Origin of the sequence: Candidatus Venteria ishoeyi (assembly GCF_030378065.1) — a bacterium.
In the GTDB taxonomy this organism is placed as follows: Bacteria; Pseudomonadota; Gammaproteobacteria; order Beggiatoales; family Beggiatoaceae; genus Venteria; species Venteria ishoeyi.
The window spans coordinates 1-21,336 of record NZ_JAUCGJ010000049.1; the positions used below are offsets into that span (position 1 = coordinate 1).

Sequence of the window (21,336 nt, forward strand, 5' to 3'; positions counted from 1 at the left end):
GGTAATCTCATTATTACCCATAAGATAAATTAACAGTATATCGCCACCCAGATGAAACTCCCGGCAATCTTTGTACTCTCCTAATAGGGTGTGGTCTTTTGCTTCATCAGGCATTGAAGTTCATCAAATGAAAAATCATCAACATTTTGGCCTTTTCTTGCTTCCTTGATAACTTGCGCGGTTTCTTCATTAGGCAGCTTGACTTCAAAAGGCAGGCCTTTGTTTTGCACAATCATGCTGGTGAAAATATTGACGGCATCTGTAAAATTCAGGCCAAGCTTGGCAAGAATCGCTTTTGCTTCAAGCAGTGATTGTTCTTCAATACGCAGACTGGTTTGTACTTTAGACATTGCTCTTCTCCCATCAATGAACTTTTTATTTATTATACACCATTTGGTATACAAGATATTTTGATGGAGCAACAAGCTTGTTTGTTACCTGCCTGCTCGCATAAAAAAACCCCGGTTGATAATCATCAACCAGGGTCTTAATAAAATTTTGTAAACCCAAAATTTTATTTGGCCGCAATCTCTTCCAATTGCTTGGCGCGAATCACCTGACCATCTAATGCAGAATCTTTCGCATTATGACCATAAGCCACGCTGATCAGGGTTGAGTAATACACCACCGGCATTTTGAACTTGGTGTTGTATTTTGCATTGATTTGATCCTGATAGACTTCCACGTTCATCTGGCAAACCGGGCAAGGGGTTACGATCATATCGGCACCGCCATCATACGCGGATTCGATAATGTCTTTAATCAATGCCTGGGATTTGTCAGGTTCGGAGAAGGCTAAAGCGCCGCCGCAGCAGGAAACTTTTTTATCGTAGTTTTCTACCGGCTCGCCACCGAGGGTTTCAATTAATTTATCCAGGTATTTTGGATTTTCAAAAGATTCGCCATCGATACCGAAAGGACGGTTGGTCTGACAGCCCACATAACCGGCAATTTTAATGTCGTTCAGTGGTTTTTTGACTTTCGCGCCTAAAGCGTCATAACCGAAGTCTTCAATCAGCACTTCAACCATGTGACGCACGTCTTTTTTGCCTTCCAGTTCCAGACCGGCTTCTTTCAACGCGGTGTTGGCTTCCGCCATCAGTGAATCGTTGTGATTTAAGCGTTCCTGGCTTTCGCGGGTGCCTAACCAGCAGGCTGCACAAGGAGAAACGATGTCCTGACCGGGATGGTTTTTCTCGGACAGGGCAATGTTACGCGCAGACAAAACCAGACGCGGCAATTCGCCGCCACCATTGTAACCGATGGAAGCTGAGCAGCAGTTCCAGTCAGGAATGGTGTTGAGCTGCACATCCAGGTCTTCACACATGGTTTCAACGGAGCGCAGGTAGTTAATGGAAGATGCGCCTTTTTGCGAAGAGCATCCGGGGTAAAAAGAATATTCTTTTTTAGCCATGTTCAATCTCTCTTAAGCTATTTAACCTGAGTTCGATATAAGGTTTTTTTATCCAAAAAAGCTAAAATTCGGCACATGCTATCAATAAGTTAGCATGAGGTGGGAGCGGTTTTCAGCGCCATAAGCGCTGAATGAAGCTCGCACCGAATTCAGGTTACTTGTCTACGCGGGCCGCTTCAAGTTCTTGCGCTTTTTTCAGCATGGCCTGGAAGCCGGATTTATCTTTAACGCCGTGACCACCGAGAATTTCCAGCGGATTCATACGTCCGGTTTTTAACATGCCCATGCCAACATCTTTCATTTTCAGCGCAGTTTTAATGCCTTCGACAAAACCGTTCATGAAATACAGGCTTAAACCCAGTTTCAGCTCGTTCACGCGACCGGTTTTTGTCAGATTGTCCCAGAAACGCTGGGAGAATTTGTTGGTCGGGTTTTCTTTGGGCGCTAAACCTAAGCGTTTGGCATAATGCGCCAGACCGTGCATGATGTGGGTAATCGGCAGTTCACGCGGACAGCGGGCGATACAGTTATAGCAGGACGTACACATCCACATGGAGCTGCTGCTTAAGACTTCTTCACGCTTGTTAGCGCGAATCATCATAAACAGTTCCTGTGGTGGATGTTCCCAGTGTGGCCCCATAGGGCAGGAACCGGAACACACGCCGCACTGCATACACATGCGTACCCATTCGCCTTCTTCAACATTTTCTGCAACTTCTTTGAGGAAGTTGCTGCGGTATTTTTCAACCATTGCAGTATTGCTCATCAGTTAAATACTCCTTCTCGTTCCCACGCATTGCGTGGGAATGTCATGCTTAGAACTTGAATGGACTCATGCCGATTTTTTCAATCGTTTCAGCCATATCATTGATGAGTTTCGGCGCGCGCTCAACGTCTGTGATTGCGATTTCATAGACTTCCACACGCTCGGTTTCCAGATTAAGCTGTTGCAATGTGTCGTCAATTTTGCTCATACGGATATGGGCAATTTCAGAGCCTTTCACAAAGTGACATTGATACTCTTCACCTTTTTTACAGCCCATCAGAATAATGCCGTCATAACCACTGTTCAGCGCATCGGTCAACCAGATGGTGTTGACACTGCCCAGGCAACGCACGGGAATGATGCGAGTAAAGGCACTGTATTCCACCCGATTCATTGCCGCCATATCCAATGCGGGATAAGCGTCATTTTCACAAGCCAGCACCAGCGTACGCGGTTTTTCATCAAACTCGTCAGGAATATCAACCGCTTTCAGCGCTTGACCCACGGTATCAATGGAATAGTTATCAAACGAAATCACCCGTACCGGGCAGGCACCCATGCAGGTACCGCAACGGCGGCAACGCTCTTCGTTAAACTCTGGATAACGGTCTTCATCTTCGTTAATCGCGCCAAAAGGACATTCCACGGTGCAACGTTTACACTGGGTACAGCCTTCTTTACGGAATAAAGGGTAAGATAAATCACCACTGCGCGGATGCGCGGCACGGCCCAGATTGGCGTTTTCAATCGCTTGAATCGCTTTCATGGCAGCGCCGGCAGCGTCGTCCATCGCTTGTACGGCATCCATAGGACGGCGCACGGGGCCTGCGGTATAAATCCCGGTACGCCGGGTTTCATACGGGAAGCAGATGAAGTGAGAATCGGTGAAACCGTGTACCAGTTGTGGTACGTCCGCACCCTGGCGATAATCCAGGTTAAGGATGGATTCAACCGGAACGCTGGCAACTACATCACTGTCTGCTGCTTCGCCTTCTGCGGGCGCGGCTGCTTCTGCTTCAATATCTACGCCGGAGTTTGGCACCATACCGGTTGCCAATACCACTAAATCAAATTCCTGCTCAACATTTTCGTTCAGCAATAAATCATCAAATTTGACTTTAGGGCCGCTGTCGCCTGCACTGATTTCAGAGGCGACACTTTTGGTAAAGGTCACGCCGGAATCCTGGCCTGCACGGTAGAAGTTCTCACCACCGGCACCAGGGGTGCGCAGATCGGTGAACATCACTACGGCATCAATGTCGCTGTCAAGCTGCTTGAAGTACATCGCCTGCTTGATACTGGTCTGGCAGCAATGCCCGGAGCAGTAAGACAAGTGACCTTCTTTCTGGCTGCGCTGACCGGCGCACTGAATGAAAGCAACGCTGCGGATTTCTTTACCATCGGAAGGGCGTTTAATCGCGCCGCCGTTGGCTTCTTTAACCAAGGCTTCCAGACCCATCTGGTCAACCACATCGGCATTGTCCGGGTTGAATTCGCTCAACTGGCCCATGTCGTAAGGTTTGAAACCACTGGCCTGGACGATAGCGCCAAAGTTTTCCGTGACGGTGGAACCGCTTTCCGTGCTGATGTCTGCCGCAAAACGACCGGGTGCGCCGCTGGTGCGGGTCACGGTTGAATTCAGATGGACAGTAATCTTGTCATTGGCTGCAATTTCTGCCGCCATTGCCGCAACGCCGTTATCCGGCAGTTCGGTAAAAGGCGCGGTCGTTGCAATGCGCTTGCTTAATTGACCCACCACACCGCCTAACTGCGCGGATTTTTCAACGATAGTCGCCGCATAACCTGCTTTTGCTGCTTCCAGCGCTGCGGTCATGCCGGTGATGCCACCGCCAACAACCAGCAGATGTCTGCACGCGGTTTTATCTTCGGTATTACCCGGCGGTTGGGTGGTGAATTTTGCTTCCGCGCAAGCCATGCGCACGTAATCGTCCGCCATTTCCTGGGTGGTTTCACGCGCTTCGTCAGTATCCGGGCGCACCCAGATAACACCTTCGCGCAAGTTAGCGCGGGAAATCGCCACGGTTTCAAAATTGAAAGCTTCAGTTTTGGCGCGACGCGAGCAGGCAGCAATCACAACGTGGGTTAATTCTTCAGACTTGATGTCTTCAGCAATCATATCCACGCCAGCCTGGCTGCACAGAAAGTCATGAGATTTACAAGGGCTGGCTTTACCTTCGCGGGTGGCAACCGTTTCCAGTTGACCACAATCCAGGCGATCATCCAGACCACAACCTTTACAAATATAGGCACCGATTTTTTTTACAGCAGCCATGTCTTAACCCTCCGCTCCGGCAACTTGATTAACGACCTGAATGGCGCGCAAGCTGCTTGCTGTCGCGCTTTGTACGGCGCGATTCACATCCAGCGCGTCTGCCGCGCAACCGGCGGCAAACATGCCGCCATTGCCTGGATCGCGTTCAATAAAGCCTTCTTCGTTGACGCTCAGGCCCACGTTGAGGGCATTAAAGTCAACGCTAGGCTCCATGCCCACTGCCAATACCACCAGTTCATGCGGGTTGGCATAACGCATGTCTTTACCCATGCCGGACTGTTCCAGGTTATTACCGTTTAACACCGGATTGCCGGTGGCTTTGTCTTCGGTAACGCTGGCGACTTTGGATTTGATAAAGCTGACATTGTCGTCAGCCTGGACTTTCTGATAAAAGTCTTCAAAGCGGTCAATGGCGCGAATATCAATGTAATAAACGGTTGCTTTGCCGTCATCACCATATTTTTCACGTAAATAGGTGGTTTGCTTCAGCGAAGCCATGCAGCAGATACGCGAGCAATGTTTCAGATAATTGCGATCACGCGAGCCAGCACATTGAATAAAGGCAATGTCTTTGGCTTCTTTACCATCGGAAGGACGCAGAATTTTGCCACCAGTTGGACCCATAGGGTCCATCATGCGCTCCAGCTCTACGCTGGTGATCACATTGGCAATGCGGTCATAACCATAAGGTTGGATTTTAGCCGCGTCAAAAGGTCGCCAACCGGTTGCCCAAACAATGGAACCGGCCTTGATTTCCAGATCTTCTGCCTGCATATCCAAATCAACCGCATCATATTTGCAGGCTGCTTTGGCTTTATCGGCATCAGCAGTACCAATCATACGAGGATCGATAACATAACGCTGGGGATAGGCCATATTGGAGGTCAAATAAGCGCCTTTGCGCTTGTTCAGACCATAATTGAATTCATTATCGAACTCGGTTTCCACGGCATCACGGCAAGCACCGCAAGCGGTACAGTTTTCATTGACATAACGCGGTTGTACGGTTACGTTCAATGTGTAATCACCGGTATCGCCTGATACATTGGTGACTTCCGCCATGGTCATGACCCGAATATTCGAGTTGGCTTTAATGCGGCGTAAATTAATTTCCATGCCACAGGTTGGGTGACACATTTTTGGAAAATACTTATACATTTGTGAAACGCGGCCACCCAGGGCTGGATTTTTTTCCAGCAAAATTACCTGTTTACCACATTCTGCTGCTTCCAGTGCAGCGGTCATCCCACTGATGCCACCACCCACAACCACGATGGTCTGGTTGGTTGCGACAACTTCCGTCATAATCGATTCCTCCACGCTAAGGGATTTACGAACAGCCTCACAGGATACCTGATTCTTGGGCCTTTTGCCCATTGAATTTTTCGTATCTATATAAAAAAATCCTTATATATAGATTTTCAGGTGTTAAATTTCCAGATCGAGTGCTGTTAACGCGCCAAGCCTTATCATTACCGGACGCTTATTTACCTGAAAATCTATCGTTAAAAGTGAAATCAGGATTTCAACATTATCGAATTATTTATCCCCTGCATTCACCTTTGATTCGGCTTTTTTAACACGCATCTTGCTACCGAGCAGTTCCTTACCATTGAGTGACTTCATCGCTGCCTTGGCATCACCCACCTTGGGCATCTCAACAAAACCAAAACCTTTGGACTGCTTCGTCTCCTTGTCCATGACCAGGGTGCAGGATTGCACTGTGCCATAGGCTTCAAACAAGGTGCGTAATTCTGCATCAGTAGTGGTACGAGGGAGGTTGCGTATAAGTAATTTCATAAAATTTCCTTCTATTTCGTGGGTTACTGCATCGTCATCATGTTACATTTGATGAGCCGTATATGTGGGATTAATTTTCCTGCGGATAACAAAAAACAAAGTTTGCAAACCCAGGCTATACAAACTTGCCCCACTACATTTCCACCTGAAAAGAGAGCACATCATGTCCAATATTCAGAAAATTGCTGTACTTATCCTCATCGCTGCGCTTGCTGGTGGGGGCGCGCTTTTTTACCGCATGGTTGAGCATATGGCGGTGATGACTGGTCTGATGGGAGAGATGGCCCAGGATATTTCCACCATGTCAAAGGAGATTAGCGCCATGAATCAGGAATTTCATCTGATGCGGGAGGAGGTGCAAGGTATCCATAAGTCGGTGGGTAATATGGATCAAACCTTTTCTCAAGGCCCCAGTCAGTTGAAACAACTTAATCCCATGCAGATGATGGAGGGCGCTTTTCCCGGTCAACGCTAATCTGTGTCTTTAGGTGGCGTAAATCCGCGTGGCTTGTAATCAAAATCCCGTGTCGCTTCAATATGTGGATAATATAAAGGCTCGTTCATGCGTTCCATCATCGCGCTGGAAATATGGCGATATTTGGGAAACAGACGTAATACGGTGATTGCACTGCGAAACAGCCAGGCGGGGATGGCTAATATGCGCGTGGGTTGCCCGGTGGCCTGGAATATGCGCGCAACCATTTCTTTATAGGTCAGGGTTTCGCCGCCGCTGAGATTGTAACTGTGCAAGGCGGTATGGGGATGATTCAACGCCTGAATACAGGCAATGGCTAAATCCTCGGCATGTACCGGCTGGCGCTTGCCGTTGGCAGGTGCCAGCACCGGAAAAAAGTGAAAACGCTGTATGAACTGGGTGATGAAATACACATTTTTATCCCGATTGCAGCCATAAATCAAGGTCGGGCGAAACAGCGTCCAACGCACCTGGCAGGCATCACAAAGACGCACCACCACAGATTCCGCGTCAATCAAAGCATTGGCAATATCTCGCTCACCAGGATCGGAAGAATCCAGTTTACAAAAGCGGCTGGTGGAACTAAATGCAATCAAACGCTGCAAATCGGGTAAGTGTTCCAGCAGTTCCGGCAACAGGGTTATCGGTGCCAGATGCAGCAAAATCTCAGCCTGTTTGCACGGTAGATTTTTGGGTATGGTATTTAAGTCAGCGTTAATCCAGTGGCAGGCTTCATGCCGGGGATGAGCCAGTACCCAGTCAGGTTTGGGGCGGCGACTCAACGCCATCACCTGATACCCCGCATCCAGTAATTGCGGCAGTAAAAAGCGTCCAATCTGGCTGCTGGCACCAGTTAATAAGATGGGGTGTTCATTTTGTAGCTTCATTTTTCAACCCAGGTTCGCTATAAGGTTTTTTAAGTAGAATCAGCCAAATTTAGTACACACTATCATAAGCAGCATGAGATGGAAGCAGTTTTCAACGCCTTTAGCATTGAAAGAAGCTTGCATCGAATTCAACATTTCAATGCCTCAAAATCAATATATCGCCACGCTGGGTAAATTCCAGACGTTTCAAGAAACTCATGCCCAGCAAAATTTCATTGCTTTGCATATTCGGGGTAATCACGCCACGTACCTGCTCCAGCACGATATTACCCAGTTGTACGCTATCAAGCTGTGTATCATAAGCCGTGACCACGCCATTTGCGGTGTTGACCTGACGCGGTGCGCCACGATGCAGATTTAGGCGTTTTGCCACTGATTGTGGTACGGCAACGCTAGTGGCACCGGTATCAAGCAGAAATATCACGGGTTTACGGTTAATTTTACCGCTGGCAACATAATGTCCATAACGATTGCGTTGCAGCACCACTTCAGGGCGTCCACGCTCATCGGTGCGGGATTGCGGGCGGCTGTTGGGGTTGCTTTGCTGTTTTTCGAGATCAGCAAAAAACCAGGTCAGCAAACCCAGTAATAACGCCCAGGCAGCGATCATCATGCCTTTGCCAACACGCGGTGCATTATCGTTGGAATAAGGGGGGGGAGCCATAAAAGCAGTGCCTAATGTTGAATTCGATGCAAGCTTCTTTCAGTGCTAAAGACGCTGAAAACCGCTTCCATCTCATGCTTGTGATTGATAGTGTGTGCCATGTTGAAAATTTTATGCGGAATTATGGGCCGCTTACGGTAAAATATAAATAATTATGGAATTTGCAGGGTAATAATAGGATGCATATCCAAGCAATTCACTGTATTGTCACAGGTCGGGTTCAAGGTGTATTTTTCCGGGCAACAACACGCCATAAGGCGTTACAACTGGGTTTAACCGGTTCTGCCCGCAATTTGCCAGACGGCTCGGTGCAGGTGATCGCTTATGGACAAGGTCAGGCTTTATCCCTGTTACGGGACTGGTTACGCATAGGCCCGGATATGGCGCGTGTTGACGATATATCTTGTCATGCAACAGCCACTTTGCCCAGTCAGATTCCCACCAATTTTACCACGAACTGACTATCGAAATTAAAGAGACTATGTTAAAGAAATTGTTTAAATTCAAGCCAAAATGGCAACACAGCAAAGTTGAAGTTCGGCAACAGGCGGTCACGGCACTGAAGTCTAATCAGGGACAAATCCTGCAACAAGTGGCAACAACGGATGAGGCTCCACAGGTGCGCTGTATTGCCGTGCGCAAAATGACGGATATGCGCTTGCTGGATGATATTCGTTTGCAAACTGAAGATAAAACAGTGAAAGAGGCTGCGGATAAGCGTTATTTACAATTGCTTATGGGCCAGAAAACAGATGCAGTGGATTTGACAGAACGGCTGCAATGTTTGCAGGCACTTGATAATGCGCAATGGCTGGAAACTCTGGCGGTTTCCGCTAAAGAGCCAGAATTACGCACTGCGGCGTTGGCGAAAGTCGAGCGGGAAAGTCTGTGCGGGGATATTGCACAATCGGATCCCGTGGCGGATATTCGTTTGCAGGCAGCAAGTAAAATTCAGCGTAAATCAACCTTGGAACGGGTGCTGAAATCCAGTCGCAGTAAAGATAAGCAGGTATTTCGTCAGGTGCGGGAAAAGCTTGACGCGCTGTTAGCAGCCGAAGAAGGACCAAAGCGCTGGCGTAGTGAGCAGGAAGAAACCTGTAAACAACTGGAATTATTATTGCGCACCGCGCACTGGAATAAGGCGCAGAAACAGTTGCAACATCTGGCTGAAAAGTGGCAGGCATCAGAAGCGGAAGCGACGCATTTAAAGCTGGAAAAAACTGAAGCCGATGCGCAACGCGCCAAACACTTTACCCAGATGCAGCAGGAAAGCAGCGCAGCCTGGGAAGCCTGGCAGCAACAAAAACAAGCACAAACCCAAACCCGTGAAGCTCAGCAGGCCATACTGGATGAACTGAAACAGCTACAGCAACGCTTTCAACAGCAAGAATTTCTGGAAGCGGAACGGGTGCAGGAACAGGAAGCGCATCTTGAGACGCTGCTGCAACGCTGGAAACAGGCTGGGCAATTGGTGGATGTTGAACAGCAGAAAATGGATGCACAATGCCATCAGGCACAGAACAAACTGCATCATTTGCTGAAAAATCTGTTACATGCGCGCAGTATCGGTAAGGCGCTGGAAAAACTATGCGAAGAGGCAGAACAACAAAATGCGGATAAGCAGGTGGTTACTGTCCGTGGCCTGGATAAGCTGCGCCGCAGCCGCCGCGCCATTGAACACCTGGAAGCGCCTAACCATTGGCTGCAAACCCTGGAACAGCGTTTTAACAACGCCGTGCAAGCCCTGGAAAAAAAATTACAGGAACAACAATCACAGCGCAAACATCATCAAAAGGAAATTCAGGAAAAACTGAAAGCGCTGGAAGCGGCTTTGCAGGAAGGCCAATTACAAACTGCCTTGGCGCTGGAGCATAAAGTCCGGCATTTGCTGGCTTTACTGGCAGATTTGCCGCCCAAAGAGCGTAAGGACTGGGAAAAACGTTTTCATGCGTGCAGTGCGCAAGTGCATGAATTGCGTGGCTGGCAACGCTGGGGCAATAAACTGGAGCGGGAAACTCTGTGCCAGCAGGTTGAAGCCTTAATCGGCATGGAAGCCGACCCGGAGGAGCTGGCAACCCGCATCCGCAACGCCCAGGCAACCTGGAAAAAACTCAAAGATGGACGTCCGCATAAAACCTTGTGGAAACGCTTTAATGATGCCTGTCAGAAGGCTTATGCGCCGTGTCAGGTACATTTTGAGCAACAAGCGCAATCCCGCCATCAGCATTATGAACTGCGCGCTGAGCTTTGCGCAGAACTGGAAAAATTTGAACAGAATAATGACTGGGGTGATCGTGGTCTGGATTGGAAAGCAGCCTGGAATTTTGTCAAGGTGCGCCGTAAAACCTGGTATCAAATCGGCGCAACTGATCGTAAACAACGCAAACCCTTAAATGATCGTTTTGAAGCAGCGCTGGCAGCGTTGGATAAACATCTGGATCGGGAGCGTAAACGTAATTTTCAGCAACGCAAGCAACTGGTTGAAAAAACCTGGCAGTTACAGGAAAAAACCGATATTCGCGAAGCCATTAATGAAGTCAAAGACTTGCAAAGCCAATGGTTAATTAGTGTACCGAGTGGTCGTAAAGAAGAAAATGCGTTATGGGATGCTTTCCGGGCAGCTTGTGATGCCGTGTTTGACCGGCGCAAACAGGAACAGGATGAATTCACCCAAAGCCTGAATGCCAACTTAAAAGCCCGCGAAGCAATTTGTTTGCAACTGCAACAATGGCTGGAAGCGGAAAACCCGGATTGGCCACATTGGTCAAACCAGCAACATAAGCTGCAAGCCGAGTGGAATGAGATTGGTACCGTACCGAAAAAAGTGCAACGCAGTATTGAGCAGCAGTTTTCAACACTCAACAAACAAGCCCAGCAAGCCTATTATCAATGGCAGAATCAGCAGCAACACGCGCAATGGGATTTGTTAAAACAAAAAGCAGGCTTATGCAGGCAACTGGAAGCCTTGGCGCTCAGTGGCGAAGCGCAGGATGCAGCCCAGGGTGAAAATGGGCGCACAGCGATTGAACAAAGCTGGCAGGCTTTACCCGCTTTGGAAAACCGTAACACTGAACAAGCAATTAGCGCGCGTTTTCAAGCGGCGCAACAACACGATGCCAGCATCCAGGAAACTGCGCAAGACCAGCAACGGCAATTGTGCATACAAATGGAATTACTCAGTGGTATGGCCTCACCAGAGGAAGATGCCGAGCGTAGAATGCAATATCAAGTTGAGCGCCTGTCAAAAACTATGGGGGCAGGCGGTAGTGAGTTTAACGAGGAAGCGAATGCCACAGGGTCGGTTGAACCTGCGGAAAAAGATGCGCTGATTCGTCAATTTTACCTGATCGCATCAATGAATGACGATTTGGACACACGTTTTGAAAAGGCGGTTCATTATGTTCAACAATGAAATATTCCTTGAATACACTTTCCATATTTCAGATAGCAGGCAATTGCAATATCGTATTGCTTTTGATCGCAGCGCCAGTCAGAAAGAAAAAGAAGCCACAAATTATCCGGCCTGGACCGAACTGGAATTTCAAAAATGCAGTAACTGTCCGCTCAACCGTGAACAGCATCCACATTGTCCGGTTGCGCTGGATGCTTATGAAATTATTTTAGGTTTTGCTGAAATCCTGTCTTTCAAAGAAATGGATGTCATGGTAAAAACCACAGAGCGCACTTATTCCAAAACCTGTGATGCGCAGACTGGCCTGCGCTCCTTAATTGGTTTTGTAATGGCGACCAGCGCCTGCCCCGTGTTATCCCCATTGCGTGGTCTGGCACGTTATCATTTACCGTTTGCTTCGCTGGAAGAAATTCTGTTTCGGGTGACTTCTGCTTATTTAGTGAAACAATATTTTATTCATAAAGATGGTGGTGAAGCTGATCTCAGCTTAACGGGCCTGAAAGCTGAATTTCAGGAAATTCAGAAAGTGAATTATGATTTTCTGCAACGCATTACCGCCGCAGGTGATGCCGATTCCAATCTGGATGTTTTATCGACACTATTTTCCATTGCATCATTAATCAGCTTAAACCTGGATGAGCATTTGGATAAATTACGGCCTTTGTTTGCTGAAATCAATCATCAGTTATAAATTCCGTAGAGACACAGGGCCGCAGAAAATGACCAGACAGCTTCTAAGACCTTCCAGGTTTTGCCAACCTGGAAGGTCTTATAGTGAGCCATTATTATCTACCTTTAAAAAATCACGTATCTGCTGCCAATAATTTTGGCTGTTACCCAGCGTATTATGATCCGCCTGTGGAATAAGGACTTTATGCGTTTCTCCACCCCAGGCCTGGAGTAAGGTTTCAGCATGGCTGGCGGGGATGATACGATCATTGCCGCCAACAAAAGCCAATACCGGGGTTTTGATATGAGGCGCGCGCGCCAGAGAATCAAATGGATGTTTGAGCAGCCAGTTAATGGGAACATAAGGATATTGTGCTTGTGCCAAGGATTGGATGCTGTCATAAGGTGAGGTTAATATCAGGCGATGTACCGGGCGCTGGGCAGCGAGATAAACAGCAACCCCTGTACCCAGACTGCGCCCCATGACAATAATCCGCCGGGTATCAACCTCTGGCAAATTGCCAAAATGATCATAAATACGTAGCGCGTCATCAAATAAGGCTTGCTCACCAGGTTGCCCATCACTGCCGCCATAACCACGATAATTAAACGTCACCATACCGATGCCGGGAAGTTCATCTTTATAACTTAAAAACCCGGTCACTTCTTCAGCATTACCCCCAAAATAAAGCAATAAAGGCGCTTGCCGCGAGGGTTTTGCTTTGACATACCAACCTTGTAAAGATTGTCCATTTTCGATATCCAGACGTTGCGCTGCATGAGGATAATGTAGCGTAGCCCATTGTGCGATTTCAGGATGTATTGGCTGAGGGAAAAATAATATTTTTTCCTGGAAAAAATATAACAAAGGGTACAGCACTAAGGGGACGCCAATCACAACACCCAGCGTAATTCTCAGTAAAGATTTAAATAGGTTTTTTAACATCAGCAATGACCTGAATGTAGATGTTTTTATCAAAAATTATTTATAAGCAACCGTTGCTTATTAAGTGTATTACAAGATTATCTCTCTGGCATCAATAACCTAAAATCAAACTCAGAAGCTGTTAATTGGTTATACTAAGGTCATGCGAGAATGTAAAACCATACAAGATTTAGGAAATGATAAAAACTAAACAGATCCAGCAAAGCTACCTGACTATAATCCACTTGTTTTCAGTAACTTTGTTGGCTCTTAGCTTATCCGCTTGTGAGCAACAACAACAAACAGATTATGAACCGCGTTTTAGTGATCAAGCAAGGCAAGATAAAACGGTTTATATTTTCAGTATTCATCCGCTACACAACCCCACGCGCTTGTTTGAAGTCTACCAACCACTGATAGATTACCTGGAAACCCATTTGCTAAGTACCCGATTTAAGCTGGAAGCTTCACGTAATTATGCGGCTTATGATGAAAAATTATTCAGTGGTAAATTTCATTTTTCACTGCCAAATCCTTATCAAACCGTGATGGCGGCTGAACGTGGCTATCAGGTGTTTGGCAAGATGGGCGATGATGATAATTTTCGTGGCATTATTCTGGTGCGTAAAGACAGTGGCATTAAGCAGGTGAGCGACTTAAAAAACCAGGCAGTCAGTTACCCCGCACCCACTGCGCTGGCGGCAACCATGCTGCCACAATGGTATTTATACAGTCATGGTTTAAACATTTTAGAGGATATTGAAAACCGCTATGTGGGTTCGCAGGAGTCTTCAATCATGAATGTTTATCTGAAACAAACCCTGGCCGGGGCAACGTGGCCACCACCGTGGCGGGCATTTGCAAAAGAGCGCCCGGAAGTGGCGCAGGCGCTGGAAATAAAATGGCAAACACAACCTTTGCCAAATAATGGGCTGGTGGTGCGTAAAGATGTACCACAGGCGTTGGTTGATGCGGTTGGCAGCTTGTTATTTCAATTACATACGCATGAAACTGGGCGTCAAATTCTTGCCGCGATGGAACTCAGCCGTTTTGAGGCGGCAAATTATGCCACTTATCAACCCGTGCGGGAATTTCTCAAAAAATTTGAGCAACAGGTGCGCCCGATACGCTAGGATTAATTTAAAAAATCATATAATAAAAATTAGAAAATACTAACCAAAGGTACTTTACTATGAATCGATTTTTTTTAGTAAGCTTACTGGTGCTAGTATTATGTGCTTGTGAACAACCACAGCAAACTGATTATGTCCCCAATTTTAGCGATCAATCCCGGCAAGATAAAACTATTTATATTTTCAGTATTTATCCCGGGCATAATCCCACGCGCTTATTTGAAGTGTTCCAGCCGCTGATGGATTATCTTGAAATGCATTTACCTGATATCCACTTTAAACTGGAGGCTTCGCGTAATTATGCCGCTTATGATGAGAAGTTATTCAGTGGTAAATTTCATTTTTCATTGCCGAACCCTTATCAAACTGTGATGGCGGCTGAACGTGGCTACCAGGTGTTTGGCAAGATGGGCGATGATGATGATTTTCATGGCATTATTCTGGTGCGTAAAGACAGTGGTATACAGCAGGTGAGCGACTTAAAAAACCAGGCAGTCAGTTACCCCGCACCCACTGCGCTGGCGGCAACCATGCTGCCACAATGGTATTTACACAGTCATGGTTTAAACATTTTAGAGGATATTGAAAACCGCTATGTGGGTTCGCAGGAGTCTTCAATTATGAATGTTTATCTGAAACAAACCCTGGCCGGGGCAACGTGGCCACCACCGTGGCGGGCATTTGCAAAAGAGCGCCCGGAAGTGGCGCAGGCGCTGGAAATAAAATGGCAAACACAACCTTTGCCAAATAATGGGCTGGTGGTGCGTAAAGATGTAGCACAGGCGTTGGTTGATGCGGTTGGCAGCTTGTTATTTCAATTACATACGCATGAAACTGGGCGTCAAATTCTTGCCACGATGGAACTCAGCCGTTTTGAGGCAGCAAATTATGCCACTTATCAACCCGTGCGGGAATTTCTCAAAAAATTTGAGCAACAGGTGCGTCCGATACGTGAGTAAAAAATGAATAAATTATGGGATTTCTGGACTGCATCAATCCGACGGCAATTAGTGCTGGGGGTGGCGCTGGTTCATGCCTTGTTGATGATGTTATTCATTGTTGATTTGGTGGAGCGGCAACGCGAATTTTTGCATCAGCAAAGTCAGCAACAGGCGCTCAGCTTATCTTCAACACTCGCCGCTAACAGCCTGTCCTGGGTATTAGCCAGTGACTTTATTGGTTTGGAAGAAGTGGTGCGCGCCTTATCCGGTTATCCTGATTTACGTTATGCCATGATTTTAGATCCACAAGGCAAGGTGCTAGGCCATAGTCAACGTACACTGGCGGGGAAATTTGTCGTTGATGACATCAGCCTGAGTTTTTTGGAAAAAAAACCCAGTGTTCAGATACTGGTGAATACAGCCCGCATTATTGATGTGGCAGCGCCCATTTTACGGGATACCCAGTTAGTGGGCTGGGCGCGTATCAGCCTGGGGCAGGAGCAAAGTAGTCAGGGTCTACAGGCAGTGAGCCGGGAAGGGGTATTATATGCCCTGATCGCAATTTTAACCGGCACCCTGTTCGCTTATTTTATGGCCCGGGGTTTGACCCGGGGTTTATATCACTTATTAGATGTCGCGGAAAGCACCCGCGCAGGCAAACGCGATCTGCGTGCAAATACCAGCCGCCATGATGAACTGGGCTTGTTAGCCCAGGGTTTTAATCGGATGTTGGAGGCGCTGAATACCCGTGAGAGAGAATTACATCAGCTTAACCAAACCCTGGAACAGCGGGTGGAACAGCGTACTGAAGAATTGGAAAAAAGCCGTAAACGCATGGAAATTGCATTAGATGCCGCAGAAGCGGGTACGTTTTACTGGGACATCAGCACAAATAAGGTCGTTTGGGATAAACGCAGCAAAAAAATATTTGGTATTCAAGATTTTGATGGTACTTATGCTACTTGGGCAAGTTTTGTTTTGGTCGCCGATCTGAAAGCCTGTGAACAGCACCTCAAAGCCGTATTACAGGATCCAGACACTGAAGGTTTGAATTTATCTTATCGGATTTGTCGCCCGGATAAGATTATACGTCATATCAACGTATCTGCTTTAATTGATCGTAATGCAGATGGCAGTGCAAGACTTATCACCGGTCTGCACCAGGATGTAACCAGACAAAAACATCATGAAGCCGAGTTAGAACAGGCGCGCCAGACAGCGGAACAGGCAAACCAGGCTAAAAGTCGGTTTTTAGCGAATATGAGTCATGAACTGCGCACCCCGCTTAATGCAATCCTGGGTTTTTCACAGTTGATGGCTCGTTCCCACGACGCAACAAACACCCAGAGGACGCAACTGGAGGTCATTAACCACAGTGGCGAACATCTGCTGGAAATGATTAACGATGTACTGGATCTGTCTAAAATTGAAGCCGGATGCGTGGAACTGGAACCGGAAGTGTTTGATTTACCGCGTCTGTTGGAAGATATCGGGCAGATGTTTACCATGCGGACTGAAAGTGCAGGTTTGCGTTTTGCTTTAACCCTGGAGCCGACTTTGGCACATTATGTCAAAGCAGATAATGGTAAATTGCGACAAATATTGATTAATCTGCTGGGTAATGCTGTCAAATTTACCCGCGAAGGCGGTATTGCATTACGTGCGCGCACCTTGCCTGAGACCGATGATCCCGATATATGTCTGTTGCAACTGGAAGTTCAGGACAGTGGATCGGGGATTTTACCAGAGCAGCAGCAGCAAATATTTGAACCCTTTATACAAGCGCATCGTGGTGATAGTGATACCAAAGGCACGGGGCTGGGCCTTGCGATCTCAAAATCATTTATTGCATTGATGGGCGGTAAAATTCGGCTGGAAAGTCAACCGGGTCACGGTGCACTATTTTGTGTTGAATTACCTGTGACTTTAGCAGATACCACGGAAGTTGATACTATTACCGAACATCATAAATCGATGGTTGAAGGTCTGGAGCCAGGGCAAACAGCGTGGCGTATTCTGGTAGTTGAGGATATTGTTGAAAACCGTTTGCTGCTAACTACACTGTTGCGACAAGTCGGCTTTAATGTGCGGGAAACCCAAAATGGTCAGGAAGCGGTGACACAATTCCAGGCTTGGCAACCGCATTTTATCTGGATGGATATGCGTATGCCGGTGATGGATGGTTATGAAGCAACACGCCGTATTCGCACACTACCCGGTGGTGACAGGGTTAAGATTGCGGCCCTGACTGCGAGTGCTTTTAAAGAGCAGCGTGTCGTTATCCTGGATGCAGGTTGTGACGATGTGGTACATAAACCATTTCGGGAGCAGGAAATTTTTGCAACGATGGCGCACTATTTAGGCGTAGTCTATCGTTATGAAAAAGTCACCGAATACACAACACCAACGTCTGCTGCCATAGCGGCTCCGCTAAGTGTTGAGGACTTTGTGCAAGTGTCGCAAGCAACATTGGTATCGCTGCAAGATGCTTGCTTGGATTTGGATAACGATAAGATTATTACGATTGCTCAAAACCTTCAAGACCTGGATATGAAACTGGCTAACCGCATTCAAGCCATGGCTGAACATTACCAGTATGAGACTTTACTGGCCCTGTGTGAACAGGTATTGGCTGACAACCACTTGTAACATCCGTTATTTGGCTAAAGAAAAAACCGTCAGCGCCGCACTTTTGCCTTTTACCTGAATTTCATGTTTAGACGCAGCAGGCGGGGATTCAAGACTTTGATACAAGGCGCTGGATAATAATATTTCACCGGATTTGGCATGGTCGCACAGGCGTTTTGCGGTATTGACCGTATCGCCAATAATGTCATAAGCTTTAATGTATTCACCGCCAATTAAACCTTCCACCAAAGGCCCTGCATGTAAACCAATACCCGCGCCCAAGCCATAGCTATCAAGAAACAAACTGATACGTTGATGCAGACACAAGGCCGTTTTTAAGGCATTCTCTTCTGCGGCAAATACAATCATGATTTCATCGCCGGTGAGTTTGGCTTTAATCACATCACTATGCGCCCAACAGTATTCAGCTGTTTCACAATAGCGGTTGAGCATGGATACCACGGCTTCCGGTGATTGCGCTTCGGACCAGCGGGTAAAACCACGAATATCCATAAACAGCACGCAACGTCTGCGTCGGTTCAGACTCAAACTGGCGGGATCAGCCATAGCGGGTGCAAGGCGGTCTTTGCCCAGCAGCCATTCAGAGTAACGGCGTAATTGTTCTCCGGTATCGCGTAGCATCAACAGGAAATTTTCAGAATCACGGCGGGCAAAGCCCATCATCAGGCCTATTAATAAAATCGTAATTGCCAGAAAAATATGGCTGGCATCAGCAAAAAAAACAGTCAGATTATGGTAATCACTTTCCGCGAGCATGCCAAAAACCCAATACATTACCAGCACGATACTGGCGCGTATGACATTTTCCAGGATGATCAGTAAATCCGCTGACCAGCCATAAAGATATAGCCGGATCTGTTGAATACAGCCTATCGCCAGGGCAAAGCCCCAGTATGCCAGATGATTGGGAGCGTCAAAAAAGCGGTCTCCCAGTGATAGCTCAATCACGGTGTATATGGCGGGCGCAATCAAATTGCCAATAAAGGGATGCGGTGTACCCGCATATTGCCAGCGCCCGACGATTGTTGCCTGTAGCAGGCAGGCAAATAACAGGATATAAAAATCAGGCGCAGAAAAATAATATCCCGGGCCTTCAATCAACAGTTCCAGAAAAATATTAGCGATTGGAAAATGCGCGGTATTAGCGAAAAATTCCTGCATAATCCGATTTTTTAAGGTACCGTGCAGGCGCTCGTCAAGATCCAGGGGGCGGGATGCGGTGGAGGATTTCATGGGGCTGAAATTGGAAAAGTCAGGCAGATTTTAAGTCCTTTATTATCGATACCGGCATCCAGGCTGATGTTGGCTTGGTGCAATTCGGCAATGCGGTGAACGATGGAAAGACCCAGGCCGCTGCCGCTGATATGCTGATGGCGGCCACGACGGAAGCGCTCAAACATGTTCTGATGTTCCGTGACCGGAATACCCGGCCCATTATCAATGACGCACAATTGCATGTCTCCGGCTTTGCTTATCGTGCTGGCAATAGTAACCAAACTGCCCGGTGGACTGTAACGAATGGCATTATCGACTAAATTGCGCAATAACAAAAATACACTGGCGCGATTTGCCGTTAAATGCGCTGCTGAAACATGGGGTTCAAATGCCAGTTGGATGCGTTTATTTTGGGCTTGATCCAGCAATACATTAAACACTTCGGCGCAGAGTTCTCTCAAATCCAGCATTGTGGTTTCCAAATCCTGATAGGCATCCATACGCGCCAGTGTTAGTAATTGTTCGACCAGATGGGTGGCGCGATCCGTAGCAGTGATAATCTGCTCCAGTGATTGGCATTTTTGTTCCGGATCAGCGGTGCGCAAGGCAACTTCAGCTTGTAATTTAATACCTGCCAGCGGTGTGCGCAGTTCATGTGAGGCATCCGAGGTAAAACGACGTTCATTGGCAAAGGCTTGTTCCAGGCGTTGAAAAAGATAATTTAAGGCGCTCAGCAGTGGACGAATTTCTTCCGGGGCCTGGGCATTGGTGACAGGCTCCAGGCGGGAGGGGTCACGGGCTGCAATTTCCCGCGTAATCAGCGCCAGTGGTCGCAGGCTGTGACCAACACTCAGCCAGATGAGTAAAGCCAGTATAGGAATGCCGATAAACAAAGGTTTGAGTACAGTCTCCATGACTTCTTCAATCATTTCATTGCGCACATCGTAGCGTTCCCCGGTTTTGACCAGAATACCCAGGCGGGGTTCTTCAATGCTGAATATCCGCCAGCGCTCACTGTCTATATTCATATCATAAAAGCCCAGGCGTTCATCATCAGGCGCAAAATCAGGCGCGAAGGGTGCATGCAAGACCAGATTATCTTTTTTCAGGCGCACCATAAATGTCAGTTTGCTTTCATATTTGTGCAGATTGCTCATCACCGGTTCCTGGAATACGGCTTCCAGCCCCTCTAATTGCCCTTGCTCATGGCGATGCGCTACCAGTGCCAGTAAAGTCCGCGCACTCTGCGCCAGCATGGCATCATAAATTTCTTCTGCCTCATGCTCGGTTTCAATGAAAGTCCACAAGGTCAATAAGCCCCACAACAGGATAATAGTACCTAATAACAACACTAACAGGCGACTGCGTAAGGAATGTCTCATGAATTTATTTTTTCGATTAAATAACCTACGCCGCGCAGCGTTTTAATCAAATCTTTTCCCAGTTTTTTACGCAAGCGATGAATGTGGACTTCCACTGCGTTACTTTCCACCGTTTCATCCCAGCTATACAGGCTTTCCTCCAATTGAGAGCGGGATAAAACCCGGCCCACATTTTCCAACAGGCTTTGCAGCACAGAAAATTCCCGCGCTGACAGTGTAATGGCTTTACCTGCCAGACTCAAGGTATGGGTGGCGGGATCCAGTTCCAATTCAGCGTGGCGCAGACAGGGCGTTGCGCGTCCGCCGCGTCGCCGTAGCAGCGCACGCAAACGGGCGTTGAGTTCGTCCAGGGCAAAGGGTTTTACCAAATAATCATCGGCACCATTGTCCAGGCCACTGACCCGATCTGCGATTGCATCCCGGGCTGTCAGAATCAATACCGGCATTTCATTACCTGCTGCGCGCAATTCATGCAACAGTTGCAAACCATCCTTACCCGGCAAAGACAAATCCAGGATCAGGAGTTCATAGCTTTCTATATTCAGTGCATGTTCACCGGATTCGGCATTTTCCACCCAATCGACAGCATAACCAGCCCCGTGCAGACCCGCCTGCACACCGTTGCCCAGGATTAGATCATCTTCAATCAGTAGTAAACGCATAGGTCATTCTCTAAATTGTGCCTTGAAATAGTAAAACACAGTATGTTGA

The 21,336-nt window shown here is 47.5% G+C and carries 20 protein-coding genes; 7 read left to right on the forward strand and 13 right to left on the reverse strand.

Going from position 1 to position 21,336, the window contains the following annotated elements:
• The 7 genes from QUF61_RS14485 to QUF61_RS14515 form a co-directional block, all read right to left on the reverse strand.
• A partial coding sequence (locus QUF61_RS14485) for a type II toxin-antitoxin system YafQ family toxin (RefSeq protein WP_289682358.1) occupies positions 1 to 114 on the reverse strand: 114 nt, incomplete at its 3' end.
• A complete protein-coding gene (locus tag QUF61_RS14490; protein WP_289682332.1) occupies positions 81 to 350 on the reverse strand; it encodes a type II toxin-antitoxin system RelB/DinJ family antitoxin in 270 nt (89 codons plus the stop codon). The genes QUF61_RS14485 and QUF61_RS14490, both read right to left, overlap by 34 nt.
• A 164-nt stretch (positions 351 to 514) precedes the next feature.
• Positions 515 to 1,414, reverse strand: coding sequence for a CoB--CoM heterodisulfide reductase iron-sulfur subunit B family protein (locus QUF61_RS14495; protein WP_103918563.1), 900 nt, complete (start codon positions 1,412 to 1,414; stop codon positions 515 to 517).
• Positions 1,415 to 1,568: 154 nt separating this feature from the next.
• A complete protein-coding gene (locus QUF61_RS14500) occupies positions 1,569 to 2,180 on the reverse strand; it encodes a 4Fe-4S dicluster domain-containing protein (RefSeq protein WP_177428138.1) in 612 nt (203 codons plus the stop codon).
• Positions 2,181 to 2,229: 49 nt separating this feature from the next.
• Positions 2,230 to 4,473, reverse strand: a complete 2,244-nt coding sequence (locus tag QUF61_RS14505) for a hydrogenase iron-sulfur subunit (protein WP_289682333.1) — start codon at positions 4,471 to 4,473, stop codon at positions 2,230 to 2,232.
• Positions 4,474 to 4,476: 3 nt separating this feature from the next.
• Positions 4,477 to 5,778, reverse strand: a complete 1,302-nt coding sequence (locus QUF61_RS14510; protein ID WP_103918466.1) for a CoB--CoM heterodisulfide reductase iron-sulfur subunit A family protein — start codon at positions 5,776 to 5,778, stop codon at positions 4,477 to 4,479.
• 234 nt (positions 5,779 to 6,012) lie between these two features.
• Positions 6,013 to 6,273: an RNA recognition motif domain-containing protein gene (locus QUF61_RS14515; RefSeq protein ID WP_289682334.1), complete on the reverse strand. Its 261-nt coding sequence runs from the start codon at positions 6,271 to 6,273 to the stop codon at positions 6,013 to 6,015.
• A gap of 163 nt (positions 6,274 to 6,436) precedes the next feature.
• Here QUF61_RS14515 and QUF61_RS14520 point away from each other — a divergent pair, with 163 nt between their 5' ends.
• Positions 6,437 to 6,748: a hypothetical protein gene (locus tag QUF61_RS14520; protein ID WP_103918468.1), complete on the forward strand. Its 312-nt coding sequence runs from the start codon at positions 6,437 to 6,439 to the stop codon at positions 6,746 to 6,748.
• On the opposite strand, the gene QUF61_RS14525 is transcribed toward QUF61_RS14520, so the two are convergent.
• Both QUF61_RS14525 and QUF61_RS14530 read right to left on the reverse strand, forming a co-directional pair.
• Positions 6,745 to 7,635 (reverse strand): NAD-dependent epimerase/dehydratase family protein, encoded by an 891-nt coding sequence (locus QUF61_RS14525; RefSeq protein WP_286018942.1) that lies wholly within the window; start codon positions 7,633 to 7,635, stop codon positions 6,745 to 6,747. The two genes, QUF61_RS14520 and QUF61_RS14525, sit on opposite strands and share 4 nt — an antisense overlap.
• Positions 7,636 to 7,771: 136 nt before the next feature.
• Positions 7,772 to 8,299 (reverse strand): retropepsin-like aspartic protease family protein, encoded by a 528-nt coding sequence (locus QUF61_RS14530; RefSeq protein WP_289682335.1) that lies wholly within the window; start codon positions 8,297 to 8,299, stop codon positions 7,772 to 7,774.
• A gap of 179 nt (positions 8,300 to 8,478) precedes the next feature.
• Here QUF61_RS14530 and QUF61_RS14535 point away from each other — a divergent pair, with 179 nt between their 5' ends.
• Genes QUF61_RS14535 through QUF61_RS14545 form a run of 3 tightly spaced genes read left to right on the forward strand, consistent with a single transcriptional unit; the run spans position 8,479 to position 12,402 of the window.
• The gene (locus QUF61_RS14535; RefSeq protein WP_289682336.1) at positions 8,479 to 8,760 is read left to right on the forward strand and encodes an acylphosphatase; all 282 of its coding nucleotides are present in this window, start codon (positions 8,479 to 8,481) and stop codon (positions 8,758 to 8,760) included.
• A gap of 20 nt (positions 8,761 to 8,780) precedes the next feature.
• Complete coding sequence (locus QUF61_RS14540) at positions 8,781 to 11,711, forward strand: DUF349 domain-containing protein (protein ID WP_289682337.1); 2,931 nt, start codon at positions 8,781 to 8,783, stop codon at positions 11,709 to 11,711.
• Positions 11,698 to 12,402 (forward strand): DUF6901 family protein, encoded by a 705-nt coding sequence (locus tag QUF61_RS14545; protein ID WP_289682338.1) that lies wholly within the window; start codon positions 11,698 to 11,700, stop codon positions 12,400 to 12,402. The genes QUF61_RS14540 and QUF61_RS14545 overlap by 14 nt, the downstream gene beginning before the upstream one ends.
• Before the next feature lie 78 nt (positions 12,403 to 12,480).
• Here QUF61_RS14545 and QUF61_RS14550 read toward each other — a convergent pair whose 3' ends face one another.
• A complete protein-coding gene (locus QUF61_RS14550) occupies positions 12,481 to 13,326 on the reverse strand; it encodes an alpha/beta hydrolase (protein WP_289682339.1) in 846 nt (281 codons plus the stop codon).
• A 176-nt stretch (positions 13,327 to 13,502) separates the two neighbouring features.
• Here QUF61_RS14550 and QUF61_RS14555 point away from each other — a divergent pair, with 176 nt between their 5' ends.
• Genes QUF61_RS14555 through QUF61_RS14565 form a run of 3 tightly spaced genes read left to right on the forward strand, consistent with a single transcriptional unit; the run spans position 13,503 to position 18,028 of the window.
• Positions 13,503 to 14,438: a phosphate/phosphite/phosphonate ABC transporter substrate-binding protein gene (locus QUF61_RS14555; RefSeq protein ID WP_289682340.1), complete on the forward strand. Its 936-nt coding sequence runs from the start codon at positions 13,503 to 13,505 to the stop codon at positions 14,436 to 14,438.
• A gap of 59 nt (positions 14,439 to 14,497) precedes the next feature.
• The gene (locus QUF61_RS14560; protein WP_289682342.1) at positions 14,498 to 15,397 is read left to right on the forward strand and encodes a phosphate/phosphite/phosphonate ABC transporter substrate-binding protein; all 900 of its coding nucleotides are present in this window, start codon (positions 14,498 to 14,500) and stop codon (positions 15,395 to 15,397) included.
• 3 nt (positions 15,398 to 15,400) lie between these two features.
• A complete protein-coding gene (locus QUF61_RS14565; protein ID WP_289682344.1) occupies positions 15,401 to 18,028 on the forward strand; it encodes a hybrid sensor histidine kinase/response regulator in 2,628 nt (875 codons plus the stop codon).
• A gap of 6 nt (positions 18,029 to 18,034) precedes the next feature.
• Here the strand turns inward: QUF61_RS14565 and QUF61_RS14570 are convergent, their stop codons facing one another.
• The 3 genes from QUF61_RS14570 to QUF61_RS14580 are packed head-to-tail and all read right to left on the reverse strand — an operon-like array spanning position 18,035 to position 21,287.
• Complete coding sequence (locus QUF61_RS14570; RefSeq protein WP_289682345.1) at positions 18,035 to 19,261, reverse strand: adenylate/guanylate cyclase domain-containing protein; 1,227 nt, start codon at positions 19,259 to 19,261, stop codon at positions 18,035 to 18,037.
• The gene (locus QUF61_RS14575; RefSeq protein ID WP_289682346.1) at positions 19,258 to 20,625 is read right to left on the reverse strand and encodes an ATP-binding protein; all 1,368 of its coding nucleotides are present in this window, start codon (positions 20,623 to 20,625) and stop codon (positions 19,258 to 19,260) included. Before QUF61_RS14575 ends, QUF61_RS14570 begins: the two co-directional genes overlap by 4 nt.
• Positions 20,622 to 21,287 carry a response regulator gene (locus QUF61_RS14580; protein ID WP_289682347.1) on the reverse strand — a complete coding sequence of 222 codons (666 nt, stop codon included), beginning with the start codon at positions 21,285 to 21,287 and terminating at the stop codon, positions 20,622 to 20,624. Before QUF61_RS14580 ends, QUF61_RS14575 begins: the two co-directional genes overlap by 4 nt.
• Between the last annotated feature and the right edge of the window lie 49 nt (positions 21,288 to 21,336).